The organism is Bacillus basilensis (assembly GCF_050630465.1).
GTDB classification, from domain to species: domain Bacteria; phylum Bacillota; class Bacilli; order Bacillales; family Bacillaceae_G; genus Bacillus_A; species Bacillus_A basilensis.
The window spans coordinates 82,193-99,592 of record NZ_JBNTQO010000014.1 but is presented as its reverse complement, the minus strand read 5'-3'; the positions used below and the strand labels follow the sequence as shown (position 1 = coordinate 99,592).

The following is a 17,400-nucleotide window of genomic DNA, read 5'->3' as shown; positions in this document are numbered from 1 at the left end:
AGAGGGGATTTTCCCTCTTTTTTTATAAAGTAAGGGGAATGAGAGATGGATATATACTTATTAATCGTCACGTTACTTGCAATCGCGATTGTTATTTTAGGGGTATCATGGTGGAAATGGCATGCATTTATTAGTTTAACAGTTGCGAGTTTATTTTTAGCTATTATGTCTGGACTGAATTTAACGAAAATAGTAACTGCCTATGAAACTGGTGTTGGTAGTGTACTAGGGCATTTAGTTGGCATTTTAGCCCTTGGAACAATTTTAGGGAAAATGATGTCCGATTCAGGGGCCGGCATGCAAGTGGCAGATTTCTTTATTCGATTTTTCGGTGTGAAGAAACTACCTTGGGCTATGTTATTTGCAGGATTTGTTATAGGGATTCCAGTATTTTTTGAAGTGGGAATCGTCATTTTATTACCACTCGTTATCTCGATTCGAAAAACGACGAAGCAAAACATCTTATTAATTGCCTTACCTGTTATTGCGGGATTATCTATTGTTCACGGGCTCGTGCCACCACATCCAGGGGCGATGACAGCAATCGGTATTTATCACGCGAACTTAGGAAAGGTGCTCTTATATTCATTAATTATCGCGTTACCAACAGCTATTATTGCAGGACCAGTATTTGCAAAGTGGGTACATAAAAGAGTTATACCTGAAAATGAACCAGAGCTTATTCGAGTTACGACTGTCTCAACTGATTTACCGAGTCGTAAAGTTTCATTCTTTATTATTTTATTACCAGTTGTATTGATGATTTTATCAGTCGTTGCACCGTATATTTCATTACCGGAAAAGATGACTGAATTTTTAGTTTTTATAGGAAGTCCAGTAATCGCTTTACTCATTTCATGTTTTGCAGCGTTTTATTTACTTGGCATGAGACAAGGTATTAATAAAAAGATGATTAAAAAATTAACAGACGATAGTTTATTACCGGTCGGTTCTATTATTTTAATTATCGGTGCAGGCGGTGGATTTAAACAAATATTAATTGAAAGCGGCGTTGGAACAGCGATTGCACAAATGGCAGAACATATATCGTTATCACCAATCGTATTAGCTTTCATGGTAGCTGGATTAATCCGAATTGCAACAGGTTCAGCGACAGTAGCATTAACGACAGCAGCAGGAATTGTATCACCAGTTATTCAGCACATGTCTGGTGTGAATTTAGAGTTACTTGTTATTGCAACCGGAGCAGGTTCATTAATGTTTTCTCACGTAAATGATGCAGGGTTCTGGCTTGTAAAAGAGTATTTAGGTTTGACAGTAAAAGAAACGTTTAAAACGTGGACGGTGCTGGAGACATTGTTATCATTTATTGCATTCGGTTTTGCCCTTATGTTGAATATGTTTCTTTAAAAGATACCTCAATAGGTATCTTTTTTTTGATGAAGCCCAATTGCCAAAACAAGCCCGTTTTTAAGTAAGCCAAGCTTCCTATTCGCCCTGAAAACATACTATAAATGGAATCCCCTCATTTAGAGCAAGGTGAACTTGTTATGAATGATACTAAAGGAGGAATAGAGTAATGAGCGAAAAGTGTGAACACAGACATGATGATTGTAACCGCAGACATGGGTGCGGCGGCGGTTTTGCGCTTCTAATCGTATTGTTTATTTTATTAATCATCATCGGTGCTAGCTGCTTCGGCGGTGGCGGTTCTTGTGGTTATGGTGGTTACGGCGGCGGCTATGGTGGATATTGCTGCTAATTAAAAACTATTGAAAATGGCCTTGTGCGTATTGCACAAGGCCATTTTATTCATATTTTTATGTGTTGTGATAATTTATTAATGTACAGAGAGCGGATTAAGAAGAAGAAAATAATCTCGATAATCCCGAAAAAGGTGAGTACAATTAATAACTCTTTTAGTAAAGAAAAAGCGAACATGCTTTGTAAAAACTTAACTGCAAATAACGTGTGAACACCAGCAACGATGTAAGGGACGAAAAATAAAATTCCTAATTGAATCGTTGCGGAGCGAAACATTTCTGACTCAGTTAATCCAAGCTTTGTAATCGTAATGTATTTTTGTTTTTCAGTCGTTAAGTCGTTATACATACGGAAGTATAAAACACTAGCCGCACCGATAAAGAAAATAAAGCCGAGAAATGCCCAGATAAAGAATCGAGCTACTGCATTTTCCTTACTGTGAAGGAGTTCATCCGTAGCTGTATCAATATGAAATAGCTGGCTGAAATTTTCTTCATCCTTATGTGTTTCATACAAGGTTTTTGAATCGTGATCTAAGCTTTTTAATATGTTCTTTGTTGGGATAATTGCATTTTCCCAATTTTCTACGAAGTAGTTATAAACTGTAATGGTTTCAATATGAGGAATCATATTTTCAATTACTTCATCTTGCATCACAATTAAATGAGGTAATGTAAAGGGTGGCGCGATTCCTTTATTAATAAAACCTTTAATTTGAAATTCTTTTTTATTAGAACCAAGTGTAAGCGTGTCCTGCTTCGCAAATGGGTTAGACACGAGATTTAGTAGTGCTGGTGAATAGCGAGAAATACTATAAACTTGTGTAGAATCGAGAGTGATTTCTGGTCTGTTTAATTGCTTTGCAATTGCGTTATAATCACTCATTTTCATAATGGCAATTGACTCTTTTGAAGTTGTATCTTTTAAAACGGTAAACTTATATTTGTTATATTGAAAATTAGCATTTGTAAGTTCAGTTTCAATCGTAGTAATATGCTTTTGTTCAAATGCATTAGCACCTTCTGATGTATAGGTGAAGGGTATTGGATATCGTTCTAGTATGGATGCTTTCGTATGGTTGTTTGCTGCAAATAACCCGATAATAATTGTAAAGGCAAGTGCAGATAGCATAGAAACGATAAAGAGTACATTAATATTACTGCGGGTACGAGAAACTAAATCTGAAATCCATAACATATTTATTTGTTTCAAATAAAACTTTCTTCGTTTCTTTAAAATATAGATAAAGAGAAGAAATGTTTGTGAAAAGAATAAATATGTCCCGACTACTACGAGCGGTAAAATAGATAGCATAATTAAGAATACGGATCCATTTTGGACATTTTTTTCAGTTACATAGCCTTGTGGATAACCGGCGATATAATAGCATAGGCCTAAACAAGTTAAAGCAAATAGCGAAATGAGTATAGATGGTTTTTTTTCGCTCTTCTCTTTTTTAACTCCCTTAATAAGCTGCGTTGTTTTTCGAGTACGAATAAACATTGGTGTAAACGTAGAAACAATTAAAAATAAAATGATAAACGTTACGGTTGTAACGATAATCGCTTCTGTTGGCCAATATAAATAAAGGCCTTTCGCACTTGTTAATTTCGAAGTGACTAATAAGAAAAAGTTAGAAAATACAAGACCACCTTGAATGCCGATAAAGATAGATAATATCCCGATTATCATGTTTTCAGTAAATAAAAGTCTTTTTAATTGTCTCTGTGAGATACCGAGAATCGTGAGTATCCCAAATTGCTGCTTACGAACATTTAAAAAAGTTCCAATTGAATATAAGAGAAAGAAGAACGAGAACATAACGATCACAAGCTGTGCTGTACTAGCTAAGTTCATTAGAGGATCACGTTCTTGAAAGCTTTGTACACTTTGTAAGCGCGGATGATACGCGTATACGGTAAACGAAAAGAAAACCATTATAGAAAAAGCACTACTTACAAAATAAGCGAAATATGCTTTCGAATTACGCGAGACATTTTTAAATGCGAATTGCCAAAATGTCATCCACGTCTTCCTCCTAATAACGCTAAAACATCTAATATTTCTTGATAAAACTTCTCGCGATATAGCCCGCGGTGCAGTTCGTTATAAAGCTCGCCGTCTTTAATGAAAATGACGCGGTTACAATAACTGGCTGCAAATGGATCATGCGTAACCATTAAAATCGTTGCATCTTCTTCTTTGTTTAACTTTGTAAATAACTCCATTACATCAATAGCTGCTTTCGAGTCTAGGTTCCCTGTAGGTTCATCAGCTAGTAAGAGAGAAGGATGATGAATAACGGCGCGTGCTACAGCAGTACGCTGTGCTTGTCCTCCTGAAACTTCAAAAATACGTTTATTTAAAATATGATCAATTCCTAGTTTGGTTGAGATGCTATCGAGTTTTTTGTCCATCTCTTTTAAAGGAACATTGTCTAACGTTAAAGGTAATACGATATTTTCTCCAATCGTTAACGTATCGAGTAAGTTAAAGTTTTGAAAAACAAATCCTAACTCTTGGCGACGGAAAATAGCTAATTTTTCTCTACGAAATGTGTGCGGTCGCTTCCCGTTAATTACGACTTCCCCAGAAGTAGGCGAATCAATTGTAGAAATAACGTTTAAAAACGTAGATTTACCACTTCCAGATGGCCCCATAATTGCAACGAATTCACCTTTATCTACGTGCAAATTTATATTTTTTAAAGCTGTATGAGGGACTTTTCCCTCATACACTTTTGAGACGTTTTTTATGTGTAATACTTCTTCCATAGTAATCACCTTTCTATCTGTTAAAACTTAATGTGTTGTGATAATTTTTGCATATAAAAGGAACGAATTAAAAGGAAAAATAGAATTTCAACCGTTCCAAAAATCATAAGTACGACTGTAATCTCAGCGAAGAACGAGAGATTTAAAATTTCTTGTAACATCTTTGTCGCGAACATCGTATGGATGGATGCCATAATGTAAGGGACAAAGAATAAAATAGCGAGTTGAATGGTAGCAGATCGCTTCATTTCGTCTTCTGTTAAACCAATTTTTGTAATCGTTACATATTTTTCTTGCTCGTTTGTTAAGTCAGTATACATACGGAAGTAAAGAACACTACCAGCACCAATAAAGAAAATAACACCAAGGAAAGTTCCAATCAAGAAAAATGAAGCGACATTTAGTTTCGTTTTGTATAGAGAGTTACTTGCTTCACTTGCATGGAATGGTGCATGTTCTGCTTGAATCGCTGCATTGTCGTTACTGATTTTTGTTATAAATGCAGCACCGATATTATATGCCTTTTCCCAATTCGGCACTTTGAAGCTATATACACTCATTTGTTTGGAAATAGTTGATAAGGCTTCTACATTTTCATCAGATATAATGAGTAACTTCGGTACTAACCAGTTTGGGAACGGACTAGTACTTTTATAATCCTTCACTTTCAAATGTAAAGAGTTTTGAGTAAGTGTAAGACTATCTCTTTTTTCTTTATCATAAAATGTTCCAATGAAATGATCATCTATTTCTTTCATAAGAATATAAGATTCATTATTCTTTACGATGAGTGGATCTAAGTTTAATGCATTGGCGAGTACATTATAGTCACTTTGTTTCATTACATGATAGACCTGCGTGTTATCTTCAGCTAAAGATACTTCGTATATATCCGTTTTAAATTTTTCATAAGTAAATTGTTCTTCATTAAATTTTTGTTCTAACCAGTTTAAATGTTCATCACCTAACGTGTTTTCAGTATGTGATAAATAAGTAAATGGAAAAGGATTTTTCCTTATTTCATTAAACTTTGTGAACTTCCCAAAACCATATAGGAATGTAATCATTGTAAAAGCGAGCGTTGATAGCATCGCCACAATAAAGAGCATATTAATATTCGTTCGAATACGTGATGCTAAATCCGAAATCCAAAGCATATTAATCCGTTTCATATAAAACGTTCTTCGAGCTTTTAATATACGAATGAGTAAAAAGCTAATTTGCGAGAAGAAAAAATATGTTCCAGCTGCAATAAACGATGGGATGACAAATATACTAGAGACGGCATATAAAAGCCCAATGATGTCACCTAGCGACAGAAAATATAATGGATTTGCGGCTAACGTATATCCAGATATTAAACATATCGCACCAAATAGAGAGATGAGCACAGATGCTTTTCTTTCTTTTTGTTTTGTTCCTTCTTTTAAAAGACGTACAGCTTTTCTCGTACGAATGAGCATCGGTGTAAAAGATGATACGAGAATAAAGAGTCCAAGAAAGATAATGATAGTTAAAATAATGGCACCTGTCGGCCAATATAAATATAAACCAGGTACATGTGTAATCTTGGCGGTAACTAATAAAAAGAACTGTGAAAAGACAAGTCCAAGTTGAATGCCAAAAAATATAGAAAGACCACCAATTAACATATTTTCTATAAATATGAGTCGTTTTAATTGTTTTTGAGAGATGCCAAGTACTGTTAAAATCCCAAATTGCTTTTTTCGTACTTTTAAGAAAGTACCGATTGAATATAGTAAAAAGAAAAATGAAAAGAATACAATGACAACTTCTGAAATTGTCATTAATATGTTCAGAGCAGTATTTAAGTCTGTCATATGCAATTTAGGATGAAATAAATAAACTGCAAACGAGAAAAAAATAGCAATGGAAAACGCACTGCTTACAAAATAGGCGAAATAAGCTCTGGCGTTCCGCGAGACGTTTTTAAAGGCAAACTGCCAAAATGTCATTCACCTAAACCTCCTAATATAATGAGCATGAAAAGGAGGGAAGAGATCCCACCTTCTCATGTAATAACTTTTTTAATGTGTATTAGTATATTGTGATAATTTTTGCATGTAAAGCGAACGAATGAAGAAGAAAAATACAATTTCAACGAATCCAAAAATAATAAGAACGGCTGAAACTTCTTTGAACAAAGATAAACCAATTACATCTTGTAGCATTTTCGTTGCAAACATTGTATGAATGGATGCCATAATGTACGGAATGAAAAATAAAATGCTAAGTTGGATGGTTGCAGATCGTTTCATCTCTGCATCTGTTACACCAATTTTAGAAATCGTTACATACTTTTCTTGCTCGTTCGTTAAATCAGTATACATTCTGAAGTAAAGAACGCTACCTGCTCCAATAAAGAAAATGACTCCTAGGAAAGTCCCGATTAGGAAATATGCGGCACTTCCTGATGTGATTCTATATAATGAACCTGCTGATTCATAGGATCGTATAAGGGGTCCTTCGTATTGGAATTCCTGTCGATCTCTTTGTATTTTTTTCATAAAATTATCAGCAATTTCATACGTCTTTTCCCAGTTTTGTACGTTATAATTGTACGCTGATACATGCTTTGTTGTATTTGGTAAGTTGTTTACAACAGTGTCAGGTAAAATTAAAGTTTGATATGAAAAGTCGGAGGGAATGGCCCCTACTTGTTCATAGCCTTTTACTTGTAATGTCGTATTTGTGCTAGAAAGTGTAATGGACTTTCTATTGTAGCTTGGCTCAAACTCGCTGAATAAGGTGACATAAGCGCTACCTGTTAAGACATATGCTTCGTTATCACTCATGAATAGTTGTTTCATTCGCAGGGAAACGGCAAGTTTATTATAGTCACTTTGTTTCATTGCATAAATGTCATTGTAAGTCGTTATACCTTCATCTTCTTTCAATGGTGTTTCATATAAATCAGTTTTGATCTTTTTATAAGAGAAATTTTCTTTTTGTAACTGCTGTTCAAGCCAAGTTAAATGCTTGTTAACAAAAGGATTTGCGTCATATGAAAAATAAGAAAATGGAAAAGGTGAAGTTTTCGCAACATCTAGCTTTGTAAACTTTCCGACTCCATATAGGAAAGTGATCATTGTGAAAGCAATTGTAGATAGCATCGCTACAATAAAAAGCATATTGATATTCGTTCGAATACGACTTGCTAAATCCGAAATCCAAAGCATATTAATTCGTTTCATATAAAACTTTCTTCTTTTCTTTAAAATATAAATAAGTAAGAAACTAATTTGAGAAAAGAAAAAATATGTCCCAATTGTAACAAGTGCTGGAATCACAAAAACACTTGAAACCATATAGATAACGCCTACTTGCGTGTTTATTGAGAAGAAATATTTAGGGTTTGCCGCTAAAATATAACCACCTAATAAACAGATAGCACCAAATAGAGAGATAAATATGGATGGTTTTCTTTCCTTTTGTTTCCTACCATTCGTTTTTAATAGGTTTACCGTCTTTTTCGTACGAATTAGCATGGGTGTAAATGAAGATACAGCGATAAAGAGACCAAGAAACACAATCGTTGTTAAAATGAAAGCATTCGTAGGGGGATATAAATATGTCCCTGGTAGATGTGTAATTTTCGCTGTTACTAATAAGAAAAATTGCGAAAAGACAAGTCCAAACTGCATACCGAAAAAGATAGACAAAATACCAATTAACATATTTTCAGTGAAAATGAGTCGGTGTAATTGCTTTTTTGATATACCTAAAACGGTTAACACACCAAATTGTTTTTTACGAACTTTTAAAAACGATCCAATTGAATACATAAGAAAGAAGAAAGAGAATAAGACAATGACAACTTCTGAAAAAATCATTAATCCTGAAATTTCAGAGCTCATACTGAAATCTTGTAATTTCGGATGAAATAAATAAACAGCGAATGAAAAGAAAACAGCGATGGAAAACGAGCTGCTTACGAAATAAGCAAAATAAGCTCTGGAATTACGTGTTACATTTTTAAAGGCAAACTGCCAAAAGGTCATAATACGTACCTCCTGCTAGAAGGCAAATAAGTAGTTTTATTGCAAAAAATGTATGAGAGTAAGTTCTCATACATTTTGCTAGCATATGTTACGATCATGCTTCGGTCACCTTCTCCGTATGTTCTGCTTGATTATTTGCAGCGTTGTGGAAGATGATTTTAATCGTCGTTCCTTTACCAACTTCAGAATCAAGTTTGACAGAGTGACCTAAATAATCACAAATTTTACTTACAATATAAAGTCCCATACCAGTAGATTCTCCGAATGTACGGCCGTTTTTTCCAGTGTAAAACGGTTCAAATACTCTTCGAATATCTTCTTGCGGAATACCAACACCCTCATCACGAACTTCTAAAATAATATCTTTTCCGTTTCGGTAAGCAGATAAGAACACTTTCTTTCCGCGCTCACCAGAGTAACGAACAGCATTTGTCATTAACTGATAGATGATAAATTTTAGCCATTTCGCATCAGAAGCGACTTTTAAATCAGAATGGACTTCTAAAACAGGGAAAACGCCATTACGAATAAATAGTTCTTTTAATCCGTTAATATTTTTCGTTACTGTATCTTTTAATGAAATCGTCTCGACATGGAAATCTTCATGGAAGTTATTTAATCTTGCCATATATAAAGCCATATCAAGCCCTTGATTTAATCGTTCTAATTCTTTTTTGAATTTCGGAATCAAATGTTCATCTTCCATTTCGAGCACCATAAGCTGCATAACAGAAACAGGTGTCTTCATTTGATGCACCCAGTGGTTAATGAATAATTGATGTTCTTGTTGTTTTACTTCATACGATTGTAGTTCTTTTTGGAAGAGACGATACTGCGTACGCACGAGTTCATTTACGCCGTGGGGCATCGGAGCAGTTGCTCTTTCAATGAATGCATCTTCCATTTTCTCTGGTTGCTCACTTAATCTATGGTACATTCTACGATTGCGAACGTAACGATAAGCAAGGAAACAAATGAATAAATATAAACTTAAAACGACGAAGTAAAATTTATTATTTTGAAATCCATCTACTGCATCATAAAGAACGAAGATGATACCGAAGTTTAATACGTACAGTAGAAAAAATGCAAAATGATCACGTAAAAATAGCTTCATGCTTATTCACTCCAAGTTGCGTTAAAACGATACCCAAGTCCGCGCACTGTTTCAATAGCATTTTCAATACCAAGCTCATTGAACTTTTTACGAAGACGCGTAATGTTTACGTTTAATGTGTTTTCTTCAACGAAGCTCTCGTCATCCCATAGAGCAGCTAGTAAATCTTCACGGCTCGCCGTACGAGGGAATTTAGATAATAACATTTCTGCTAAAATAGCTTCTTTCTTCGTTAAAAGAACTTGCTCAGATCCAAAATGAATTTCTGGACGTTCTGGGAATAGTTTTAAACCTTCTACTTCAACGATACGTTCAGAAATATTTGGGGCATAATCACCGTAAATACGACGTAATTGACCTTTAATTTTCGCCATTACAACGTCGTAGTGGAACGGTTTTGTAATATAATCATCTGCACCGCTTTCAATCGCCATAATTTGTTCCATCTCACCTGCACGCGCTGAAATGAAAATAATTGGACAAGTAGATTCATGACGAATTTGACGGCACCAGTAGAATCCATCGAATTTCGGTAAGTTTACATCAAGTAAAACAAGATGTGGTTTCACTGCATTAAACGATTCCATAATATCATCAAAGTTTTCAGTAACAACAGCGTCGTAACCGTACTTTTGAATGTGAGATTGTAGTAATGATGAAATATTTGGATCGTCTTCAACGATTAAAATTTTGTACATATGTATATTCCTCCTAAAAAAACAATTGTAGATATAGTGTATCATGTGTTTCAAGTCTTTTCATTATGTTGAAAGATAAGCTAATAAACAGTATAGGGCAAAAGCGTAAAAAGTAAAAAGGGCGCTGGATAAAATTTACAAATAACGGTAATTGGTTTAACATTTAGATAAATATCTAAATGTCTAATTATAGAAAGGAAGAAAGACATTGAATCAAGCATTCAAAGCATTAGCAGATCCAACAAGGCGAAAAATTTTAGACTTATTAAAAGAAGGTGATCTAACCGCTGGTGAGATCGCTGAACATTTCAATATGACAAAACCAAGTATTTCACACCACTTAAACGCACTTAAAAATGCTGAACTTATTCAAGATGAAAAGAAAGGTCAATTCGTTATGTACTCTTTAAACACAACTGTCTTTCAAGATTTATTGACTTGGGTGTTTACGTTTACGAATAAGGGGGAAGAGGGGAAATGAGAAAGCATATATTTCCGTTACTGTTAATTGCTTTAACGATTATTGCATGGAGTATCGCGTGGCCTTATTTACCGGGAGAAGTTCCGAGTCATTGGAACATTGATGGCGAAGTAGATGGGCATATGTCAAAAATGGGAATGATGATTTTTGATGTAGCAATTATGGTTTTTATATATGCAGTAGTGACTGTATTACCTAAGATAGATCCGAAGTACGATAACTATAAAAAATTTCCTAAAGCACTTGGAAGGATAAATGGAGCAATTTTATTTTTCTTATTTACTATTAATATGATGACACTAGCAAATGCTTTAGGATATAACGTTCCAATTGGAATTGTTGTGAACATAATTGTCGGTATCTTCTTTGTTGTACTAGGCAATTATATGCAGCAATGTAAACCAAATTTCTTCATAGGTATTAAAACACCGTGGACGTTAAGTAGTGAGGAAGTGTGGAGAAAAACACATCGGTTAGGATCAAAGATTATGATGATTGGCGGTATTGTAATTATGATTTCGGCGTTTCTACCGGGAATGTGGAAAATGATTAGTTTGTTAAGTGTAGTTGCTGTATTGGTTGTTGGTACGATGGGATATTCCTATGTTGTTTATAAAAAAGAACTAAAAATGTAAAAAAGCTGCTTTTCCTTTCATGGAAAAGTAGCTTTTTTTTTATAACTTCTTCAAAACTGGTATCCAAATTTCACTTTTAAAGTTTGAAGAAGATATATCTTTCTGTTCATTCCACAATATTTCTGGTCCTTCTGCTAGTTCATAGTTCGAGGAAGGGAACCATTCGGAATAAATGCGTCCCCATACATTTTGTAATGTTTCAGGAAATGGACCGACAGCTTCAAATATAGCCCACGTTGAAGTTGCGACTTCAAGTTGCGCGAATTGCTCTGGGCAATCTTTCGTTGTGGCTACTCCAATGTAGTGATCGAGTTCGCCTTTTTCCTCCATTCTTCCTTCAGAAAAGTTAGTAGAAGCACTAATGATTCCAGTAGGTTCCATGTTTGAAAGGGACTTTAATGTTTGAATAGCCTCTGGATTTAAACTTTTCCACATAGAAGCAATTTCTTCATTTACACCGTTAAAAACGATTGGTACTCGTTTGGTAATACCTATAATTTGAAATGAGTCTTTTTCTTCAATTCGATAGTTCATTTCATTTCCTCCTTGAATGGATAATTGGAAGGTCATTGGTGAATAGGCTTTTAAAGAATGACTACTACTTCGGGCCTCTGAAGGTGTTATCCCTTGCAAATTTTGAAAGGCACGAGAGAATGAATCTGGTGAATTGTAGCCATATTTTATAGCGACATCAATCACTTTTGTATCGCTATTTTTTAGTTCAAAAGCAGCGAGAGTAAGACGTCTACAGCGAATATATTCTGATAGTGATATGCCAGCTAGGAAAGAAAACATTCTTTTGAAATGATATTCGGAGCAATAAGCTATTTTTGCGACTTCTTTAAAATCAATTTCATGTGTAAGGTTGTCTTCAATATACTGCATTGCAGCGTTCATGTTTTTAAGTGAATCCATAACCATGACCTCCTTGTTAAATAGAATAGCAGGAAAAAAATAGCCCCATCCGACATTTCATGCACAACTTTGTAGGGTGCATTTTTTACCTTACAAAATTGTAATGTTCCTGTAAGGAGAATGAATGGATGGCATGATATCCCAATGTTATAGTAACAAAGTACTTTGATTCATTAGGTTAAATTTTGATTTCTTTGCTCACCGGGCTTACATAACTGTCATGTTTGTGTAAGAAACATCGATAGTGGCAAGAGTAGAGAATGTATATAGTGAAAATAGAGAATAGATGAAATGAGGGATGTCGAGATGAAAACAGTGTTAGAAGCAAAAAATATTGAAAAAGTGTATGACACGGGTGGTAATAAATTTGCAGCGTTAAAAGGTATTAACTTACAAGTAAAAGAAGGTGAGTTCGTTGGAATTATGGGACCTTCTGGTTCGGGTAAGACGACTTTACTAAACGTTCTTTCTACAATTGATAATGCGACGAACGGTGAGATTTTAATTGATGGAAAAGATATCGTGAAAATGAATGATGATAAGTTAGCGTTATTCCGCCGCGATCATTTAGGGTTCATTTTCCAAGATTATAACTTATTAGATACGTTAACGGTGAAAGAGAATATTGCGTTACCTCTTGCGTTATCAAAGGTGAAAGCAAATGAAATCGATCGCCGCGTTCTTGAAATCTCAAAGAAATTTGGTATTGATCATATTTTAAGTCAGTTCCCATATCAAGTATCTGGTGGGCAGAAACAGCGCTGTGCAGCATCACGTGCGATTGTTACAAATCCAAGTATGATTTTCGGGGATGAGCCGACTGGAGCACTTGATTCTAAATCAGCAACAGATTTACTTGAAAGTATGAAGTCGCTAAATGAATATGATAACTCTACAATTTTAATGGTAACGCACGATGTATTTGCGGCAAGTTACTGTAAACGAGTTATTTTCATTAAAGATGGTGAGTTATATAAAGAATTGCACCGCGGTGAATTAACGCGTAAACAATTCTTCCAACAAGTCGTTGACGTAATGTCTGCTATTTCCGGAGGTATGGCTGATGACCTTATCTAGCATTGCCCTCCGCAACATACAGCGGAATTTTAAAGACTACTTTGTATATTTTGCATCTATGATTTTTAGTATCGTTATTTACTTTACATTTAAAGCACTGCAATATAATTCACAAATGGAAAAAGCAGCGGAAGCTTCTAAAAAAATTAGTGGAGCGTTCCAAGTTTCTAGTGTCATGCTAATTATATTCGTAGCGGTGTTTATTATATATTCGAACGGATTCTTTACAAGAAAACGTAAAAAAGAAGTTGGACTATATTCCTTATTAGGTATTCGTAAAAAACAGATTGGTAAAATGCTCTTTTATGAAAATATGTTAATGGGATTAATGTCTTTAATTATCGGGATTGCGATTGGTAGTGTCCTTTCAAAATTATTCCTTGAACTGCTAGTAAGCATGATGGGATTAAACTTAAATGTTCATTTTGAAGTACCGATGGCTGCCGTTATTGATACAGCAATTATTTTCTTTGTGATTATTTTATATACATCACTTCAAGGATATCGTTTAATTTATCGCTTTAAGTTAATTGAACTTTTCCGCGCAGAACGTGAAGGAGAAGCAATGCCAAAAGGCTCTGTCATTATGGCATTAATTTCAGTTTTCTTAATCGGTTCAGGTTATTTCTTAGCGTTAATGTACATGAAAGCAGTTATGTATGCAGACTTTATGGTCGTCGCATTATACATTTTATTAGCGACAGTAGCAGGAACTTATTTATTATTCATGTTCTTCACAGTATTTGTATTAAAACGTGCAAGAAATAATAAGTCAGCGTTTTATAACGGTATGAATATGGTAACGACATCACAGTTACTATATCGCATTAAAGGAAATGCAAAATCACTTGCGACAATTGCTATTTTAAGTGCAGTAACATTAACGGCGGTTGGTACGTCAGTTACGATGTATTACAATACATTCACGCAATCAAAAGTGGCTGCACCATATAGTTATTCTTATGAGAAAAAAGATGAAGCATTAGATAAAAAAGTAAATGAAATACTTGCTGGAGAGAAGAATAATCATCCAATGACATATGAAGCAGATGTTGAAATGATTCCTGTGAAAGGAACATTTAAAGGTGAAAGAGCGGATCAAGTTCTGAACACGCACTACAATATTACGAAGCAGTACGAGCTTATTTCTCAATCAAACTTTAATGCACTTGCGAAACATTTAGATGTAGAACCTGTAAATTTAAGTGCGAATGAAGCTTTTGTATATGATAGCTTATATATTGAAAATCTTGATTTTGGTCCTCTTTACACAGGAAATACAGCTGTATTCCCTGTTGGAAATGAATCAAAAGAGTTAACAATTAAAGGTGTAAATAGTAGAAGTGTTACAAACTTAAATGAACTATTTGTAATCGTTCCGGATCAAACATATGAGCAAGCGAAACAAGTAAACGAAACGCGTATTGTAAAAAATATTGATGTAAAAGGTGAGCGGAATAGTAAAGAGTTAACAGCGAAATTAGCAAGCGTTATGCCAGCTGGTGAATCAGAAGTTTTAAAACCATTTAATGATTTCTATACAGGATTCCAAATGGGGCTTGAAACGACAGGCTTAATGATGTTCATTGGACTATTTTTAGGATTAGTCTTCCTATTAGCGACAGGCTCAATCATTTACTTTAAGCAGCTTACAGAAGCAAGTGCTGACCGTGATCGTTACGTTGTCCTTCATAAAGTTGGTGTAACGAAGCAAGAGATGAAGAAGGCTATCGCAAAACAAGTGAGCTTTATCTTCGCTATTCCGTTAGTAATCGGAATTCTGCACAGCTTATTTGCACTAAAAGGTTTAGCAAATATATTACCATTTGAAATTATGATTCCGCTTCTAATTAGTATTGGAGTATACGGCGTCATTTATATTGGATATTACTTCTTAACAGTTCGTTCTTATTATAAGATTGTAAGTGCGAAATAATAAGTGAAGCTGTGAGAAAATAAAATAGCCATTTACCTAATTTTTATGAGGTGAATGGCTATTTTTGTTTTATAGAAATAATTAACGCGCATCGATTATATCGATTAAACTAAAAGTATGTTTGCGGTCAAAGGCATCTATGCATATTAAAGAACGTTTCAAAGGGTTTAATTCAATTACAGTCATATAACTTGTAGGGAAATAACCATCTTTATAATAAGTTAGCAATATTTCTTTTTCTGAAATGAATGAGCGTAATAAAGTGTCTTCAATTCTTTCTCTATCATCGTATGGCGATACTTTTCGCGATTCTTTTATGTCAGCAGATTGTTTAGACGTAATAGTCATTTGAGGCGATTTTGATATATTTGTACTACTCATGCTTTCTATTCTCCTAACAATATATTTTCTATATAGAAAGGTTAATCACTATGGAAGTAGTCGTTACTTATAATTGCGTAAGCAACTTATGTATAGAACGAAACAATGATGGATGATTTGGAGCCGAATTTGCTTAGTACTAAAAAATTATCAAATTCATTAACTTATTTATAGTAATTTATTTGTCATTCTTGTACTTTTTTGAAGAGGATTAAAACTTTATTAAGATAAGTGTGGATGAAGGACAATAAATCGGCTTGAGGAAGGTGAGCTAGTATGACAACTATCTCACCTTCATTTAAGAAAGCGTTTTTATATAACGGTATGATTTTCACGATATTGTCTAGGAGTCATACTAGTAATTTTTTTGAAGACTCTTGTGAAATAACTTTGGTCATTAAAATTAAGCCAGGCACAAATATCTGATAGTGGATAAGTCGTTAATGTTAATAATTTTTTTGCTTCTTCTACGCGTTCCCTCTGGATGTATTCACTTAAAGGAATTCCCACTTCTTTTTTAAATAACTTTGATAAATAAGTAGGGGAAATATGTAAAAGGTTAGCAAGGTCATTGAGAGTTATTTCATCGTAAATATGTTTGTGAATATGATTTAGGCATGTAGTAATGGAATTAGAATATGCTTGATCACTATATTCTTTCACCCGTTCTGCAAAAGTACATAATGCATCTTCAATTAATCTATTTACGGAATACATGTTATCTAGCTTTTCAATCGTTTGGATATATAAAGTACCAAGTGAAAAAGCAATGTCTGATGGAAGATTACCATCTATCGCATATCGAACAGCTAGTGTAATTGCGATAATACCGTTATTTTTTTGGTTTCTAAGTTGATCTCCTTTGGATGAAATTGCCGCATCTTCTTGTGGGAAGGAATACGCATATTGTATGACTTTTTCTTTATTGCCTTCTTTAATGGCTGAAAAAAATTTACGTTCCAATGATATGTCATAATTTTGCGGATCATGCCGGCGACGTTTTGAAATATATAGATCAGGATTTACGATTTTATAAGAAACATCTTCGAGCAATTTATTTTTTTCCCAAACAATATCGCGATTTAATTTTTCATTGAAAATGACGTAATGTAACCAAATACTTATATCAATTAGCGTACTTTTTTTAATCTCAGGTAGAAATTGATAGTACTCTATTCCTTGTTGCATTTTATTATGACAGTTGAAATATTTCATAAGTTTAATAGCCATTTCATCTGATACTTTTGGATAGGCAGTAGGGCCGATTATAATCGTTCCTTTTATATGTTCATGATCTGTTATATGGATGCTAATGAAATTCTCAAGATATTTATTCCCTTTGAAAATTGGAAAATTACAAGGAGCGTTTTCTTGATAAAGTTCATTCAGATGTTCTTCTTTAGAAGAATAAAAAGGACTACCAATCGTATGAGAAGTAGATTCATACACAATTTTTCTATCAGTAGATAGAAATTGAACAGGTACATGAAAAGTGCTATGTACAAGATCGCATAAGTGCTGTAGGTCGATGGAATTATTCATTATCTTCTCCTTTTCAATCGTTTTGAAATATTAATACTTAAATCTACATTTTTTCTATAAGATATAAATTTCTTGTTATTTGAATTTTTTTCTCACG

At 34.1% G+C, this 17,400-nt stretch carries 15 protein-coding genes; 6 read left to right on the top strand and 9 right to left on the bottom strand.

All coding sequences use genetic code 11. From position 1 onward, the window contains the following. Positions 1–45 precede the first annotated feature (45 nt). Positions 46–1,371 carry a gluconate permease GntP gene (gene gntP / locus ACQVV1_RS22065; protein WP_431169507.1) on the top strand — a complete coding sequence of 442 codons (1,326 nt, stop codon included), beginning with the start codon at positions 46–48 and terminating at the stop codon, positions 1,369–1,371. A 169-nt stretch (positions 1,372–1,540) separates the two neighbouring features. Beyond that, positions 1,541–1,723: a YjcZ family sporulation protein gene (locus ACQVV1_RS22060; RefSeq protein ID WP_063224348.1), complete on the top strand. Its 183-nt coding sequence runs from the start codon at positions 1,541–1,543 to the stop codon at positions 1,721–1,723. Between the two features lie 50 nt (positions 1,724–1,773). On the opposite strand, the gene ACQVV1_RS22055 is transcribed toward ACQVV1_RS22060, so the two are convergent. The 6 genes from ACQVV1_RS22055 to ACQVV1_RS22030 all read right to left on the bottom strand — a co-directional run bounded on the left by ACQVV1_RS22055 (position 1,774) and on the right by ACQVV1_RS22030 (position 10,336). After that, the gene (locus ACQVV1_RS22055; protein WP_431169506.1) at positions 1,774–3,750 is read right to left on the bottom strand and encodes an FtsX-like permease family protein; all 1,977 of its coding nucleotides are present in this window, start codon (positions 3,748–3,750) and stop codon (positions 1,774–1,776) included. Then, a complete protein-coding gene (locus ACQVV1_RS22050) occupies positions 3,747–4,499 on the bottom strand; it encodes an ABC transporter ATP-binding protein (RefSeq protein WP_063224346.1) in 753 nt (250 codons plus the stop codon). Before ACQVV1_RS22050 ends, ACQVV1_RS22055 begins: the two co-directional genes overlap by 4 nt. Positions 4,500–4,519: 20 nt before the next feature. Beyond that, on the bottom strand, positions 4,520–6,475 hold the full coding sequence (locus ACQVV1_RS22045) for an ABC transporter permease (protein ID WP_242252333.1): 1,956 nt from the start codon (positions 6,473–6,475) through the stop codon (positions 4,520–4,522). Positions 6,476–6,547: 72 nt separating this feature from the next. Next, complete coding sequence (locus tag ACQVV1_RS22040; RefSeq protein ID WP_431169505.1) at positions 6,548–8,521, bottom strand: FtsX-like permease family protein; 1,974 nt, start codon at positions 8,519–8,521, stop codon at positions 6,548–6,550. 94 nt (positions 8,522–8,615) lie between these two features. Further along, a complete protein-coding gene (locus ACQVV1_RS22035; RefSeq protein WP_000765345.1) occupies positions 8,616–9,638 on the bottom strand; it encodes a sensor histidine kinase in 1,023 nt (340 codons plus the stop codon). A 2-nt stretch (positions 9,639–9,640) separates the two neighbouring features. Further along, complete coding sequence (locus ACQVV1_RS22030; RefSeq protein ID WP_000276732.1) at positions 9,641–10,336, bottom strand: response regulator transcription factor; 696 nt, start codon at positions 10,334–10,336, stop codon at positions 9,641–9,643. Positions 10,337–10,544: 208 nt separating this feature from the next. On the opposite strand from ACQVV1_RS22030, the gene ACQVV1_RS22025 reads away from it, so the two are divergent. Beyond that, a complete protein-coding gene (locus tag ACQVV1_RS22025) occupies positions 10,545–10,817 on the top strand; it encodes an autorepressor SdpR family transcription factor (protein WP_001070523.1) in 273 nt (90 codons plus the stop codon). After that, positions 10,814–11,452, top strand: a complete 639-nt coding sequence (locus tag ACQVV1_RS22020; protein WP_242252337.1) for an SdpI family protein — start codon at positions 10,814–10,816, stop codon at positions 11,450–11,452. The genes ACQVV1_RS22025 and ACQVV1_RS22020 overlap by 4 nt, the downstream gene beginning before the upstream one ends. Before the next feature lie 39 nt (positions 11,453–11,491). Here ACQVV1_RS22020 and ACQVV1_RS22015 read toward each other — a convergent pair whose 3' ends face one another. Beyond that, a complete protein-coding gene (locus tag ACQVV1_RS22015; RefSeq protein WP_242252338.1) occupies positions 11,492–12,367 on the bottom strand; it encodes an AraC family transcriptional regulator in 876 nt (291 codons plus the stop codon). Between the two features lie 306 nt (positions 12,368–12,673). Here ACQVV1_RS22015 and ACQVV1_RS22010 point away from each other — a divergent pair, with 306 nt between their 5' ends. Beyond that, positions 12,674–13,444 (top strand): ABC transporter ATP-binding protein, encoded by a 771-nt coding sequence (locus tag ACQVV1_RS22010; RefSeq protein WP_431169504.1) that lies wholly within the window; start codon positions 12,674–12,676, stop codon positions 13,442–13,444. Beyond that, the gene (locus ACQVV1_RS22005; protein ID WP_431169503.1) at positions 13,431–15,380 is read left to right on the top strand and encodes an ABC transporter permease; all 1,950 of its coding nucleotides are present in this window, start codon (positions 13,431–13,433) and stop codon (positions 15,378–15,380) included. The genes ACQVV1_RS22010 and ACQVV1_RS22005 overlap by 14 nt, the downstream gene beginning before the upstream one ends. 81 nt (positions 15,381–15,461) lie before the next feature. Here ACQVV1_RS22005 and ACQVV1_RS22000 read toward each other — a convergent pair whose 3' ends face one another. Next, positions 15,462–15,761: a YolD-like family protein gene (locus ACQVV1_RS22000; protein WP_431169502.1), complete on the bottom strand. Its 300-nt coding sequence runs from the start codon at positions 15,759–15,761 to the stop codon at positions 15,462–15,464. Positions 15,762–16,073: 312 nt separating this feature from the next. Beyond that, positions 16,074–17,303, bottom strand: coding sequence for a helix-turn-helix domain-containing protein (locus ACQVV1_RS21995; protein WP_431169500.1), 1,230 nt, complete (start codon positions 17,301–17,303; stop codon positions 16,074–16,076). Between the last annotated feature and the right edge of the window lie 97 nt (positions 17,304–17,400).

Excerpts from the sequence above, each read along its gene's own strand:
- gntP (WP_431169507.1), top strand. The coding sequence starts at position 46 with ATGGATATATACTTATTAATCGTCACGTTACTTGCAATCGCGATTGTT.
- ACQVV1_RS22060 (WP_063224348.1), top strand. The coding sequence starts at position 1,541 with ATGAGCGAAAAGTGTGAACACAGACATGATGATTGTAACCGCAGACAT.
- ACQVV1_RS22055 (WP_431169506.1), bottom strand. The coding sequence starts at position 3,750 with ATGACATTTTGGCAATTCGCATTTAAAAATGTCTCGCGTAATTCGAAA.
- ACQVV1_RS22050 (WP_063224346.1), bottom strand. The coding sequence starts at position 4,499 with ATGGAAGAAGTATTACACATAAAAAACGTCTCAAAAGTGTATGAGGGA.
- ACQVV1_RS22045 (WP_242252333.1), bottom strand. The coding sequence starts at position 6,475 with ATGACATTTTGGCAGTTTGCCTTTAAAAACGTCTCGCGGAACGCCAGA.
- ACQVV1_RS22040 (WP_431169505.1), bottom strand. The coding sequence starts at position 8,521 with ATGACCTTTTGGCAGTTTGCCTTTAAAAATGTAACACGTAATTCCAGA.
- ACQVV1_RS22035 (WP_000765345.1), bottom strand. The coding sequence starts at position 9,638 with ATGAAGCTATTTTTACGTGATCATTTTGCATTTTTTCTACTGTACGTA.
- ACQVV1_RS22030 (WP_000276732.1), bottom strand. The coding sequence starts at position 10,336 with ATGTACAAAATTTTAATCGTTGAAGACGATCCAAATATTTCATCATTA.
- ACQVV1_RS22020 (WP_242252337.1), top strand. The coding sequence starts at position 10,814 with ATGAGAAAGCATATATTTCCGTTACTGTTAATTGCTTTAACGATTATT.
- ACQVV1_RS22015 (WP_242252338.1), bottom strand. The coding sequence starts at position 12,367 with ATGGATTCACTTAAAAACATGAACGCTGCAATGCAGTATATTGAAGAC.
- ACQVV1_RS22010 (WP_431169504.1), top strand. The coding sequence starts at position 12,674 with ATGAAAACAGTGTTAGAAGCAAAAAATATTGAAAAAGTGTATGACACG.
- ACQVV1_RS22005 (WP_431169503.1), top strand. The coding sequence starts at position 13,431 with ATGACCTTATCTAGCATTGCCCTCCGCAACATACAGCGGAATTTTAAA.
- ACQVV1_RS22000 (WP_431169502.1), bottom strand. The coding sequence starts at position 15,761 with ATGAGTAGTACAAATATATCAAAATCGCCTCAAATGACTATTACGTCT.
- ACQVV1_RS21995 (WP_431169500.1), bottom strand. The coding sequence starts at position 17,303 with ATGAATAATTCCATCGACCTACAGCACTTATGCGATCTTGTACATAGC.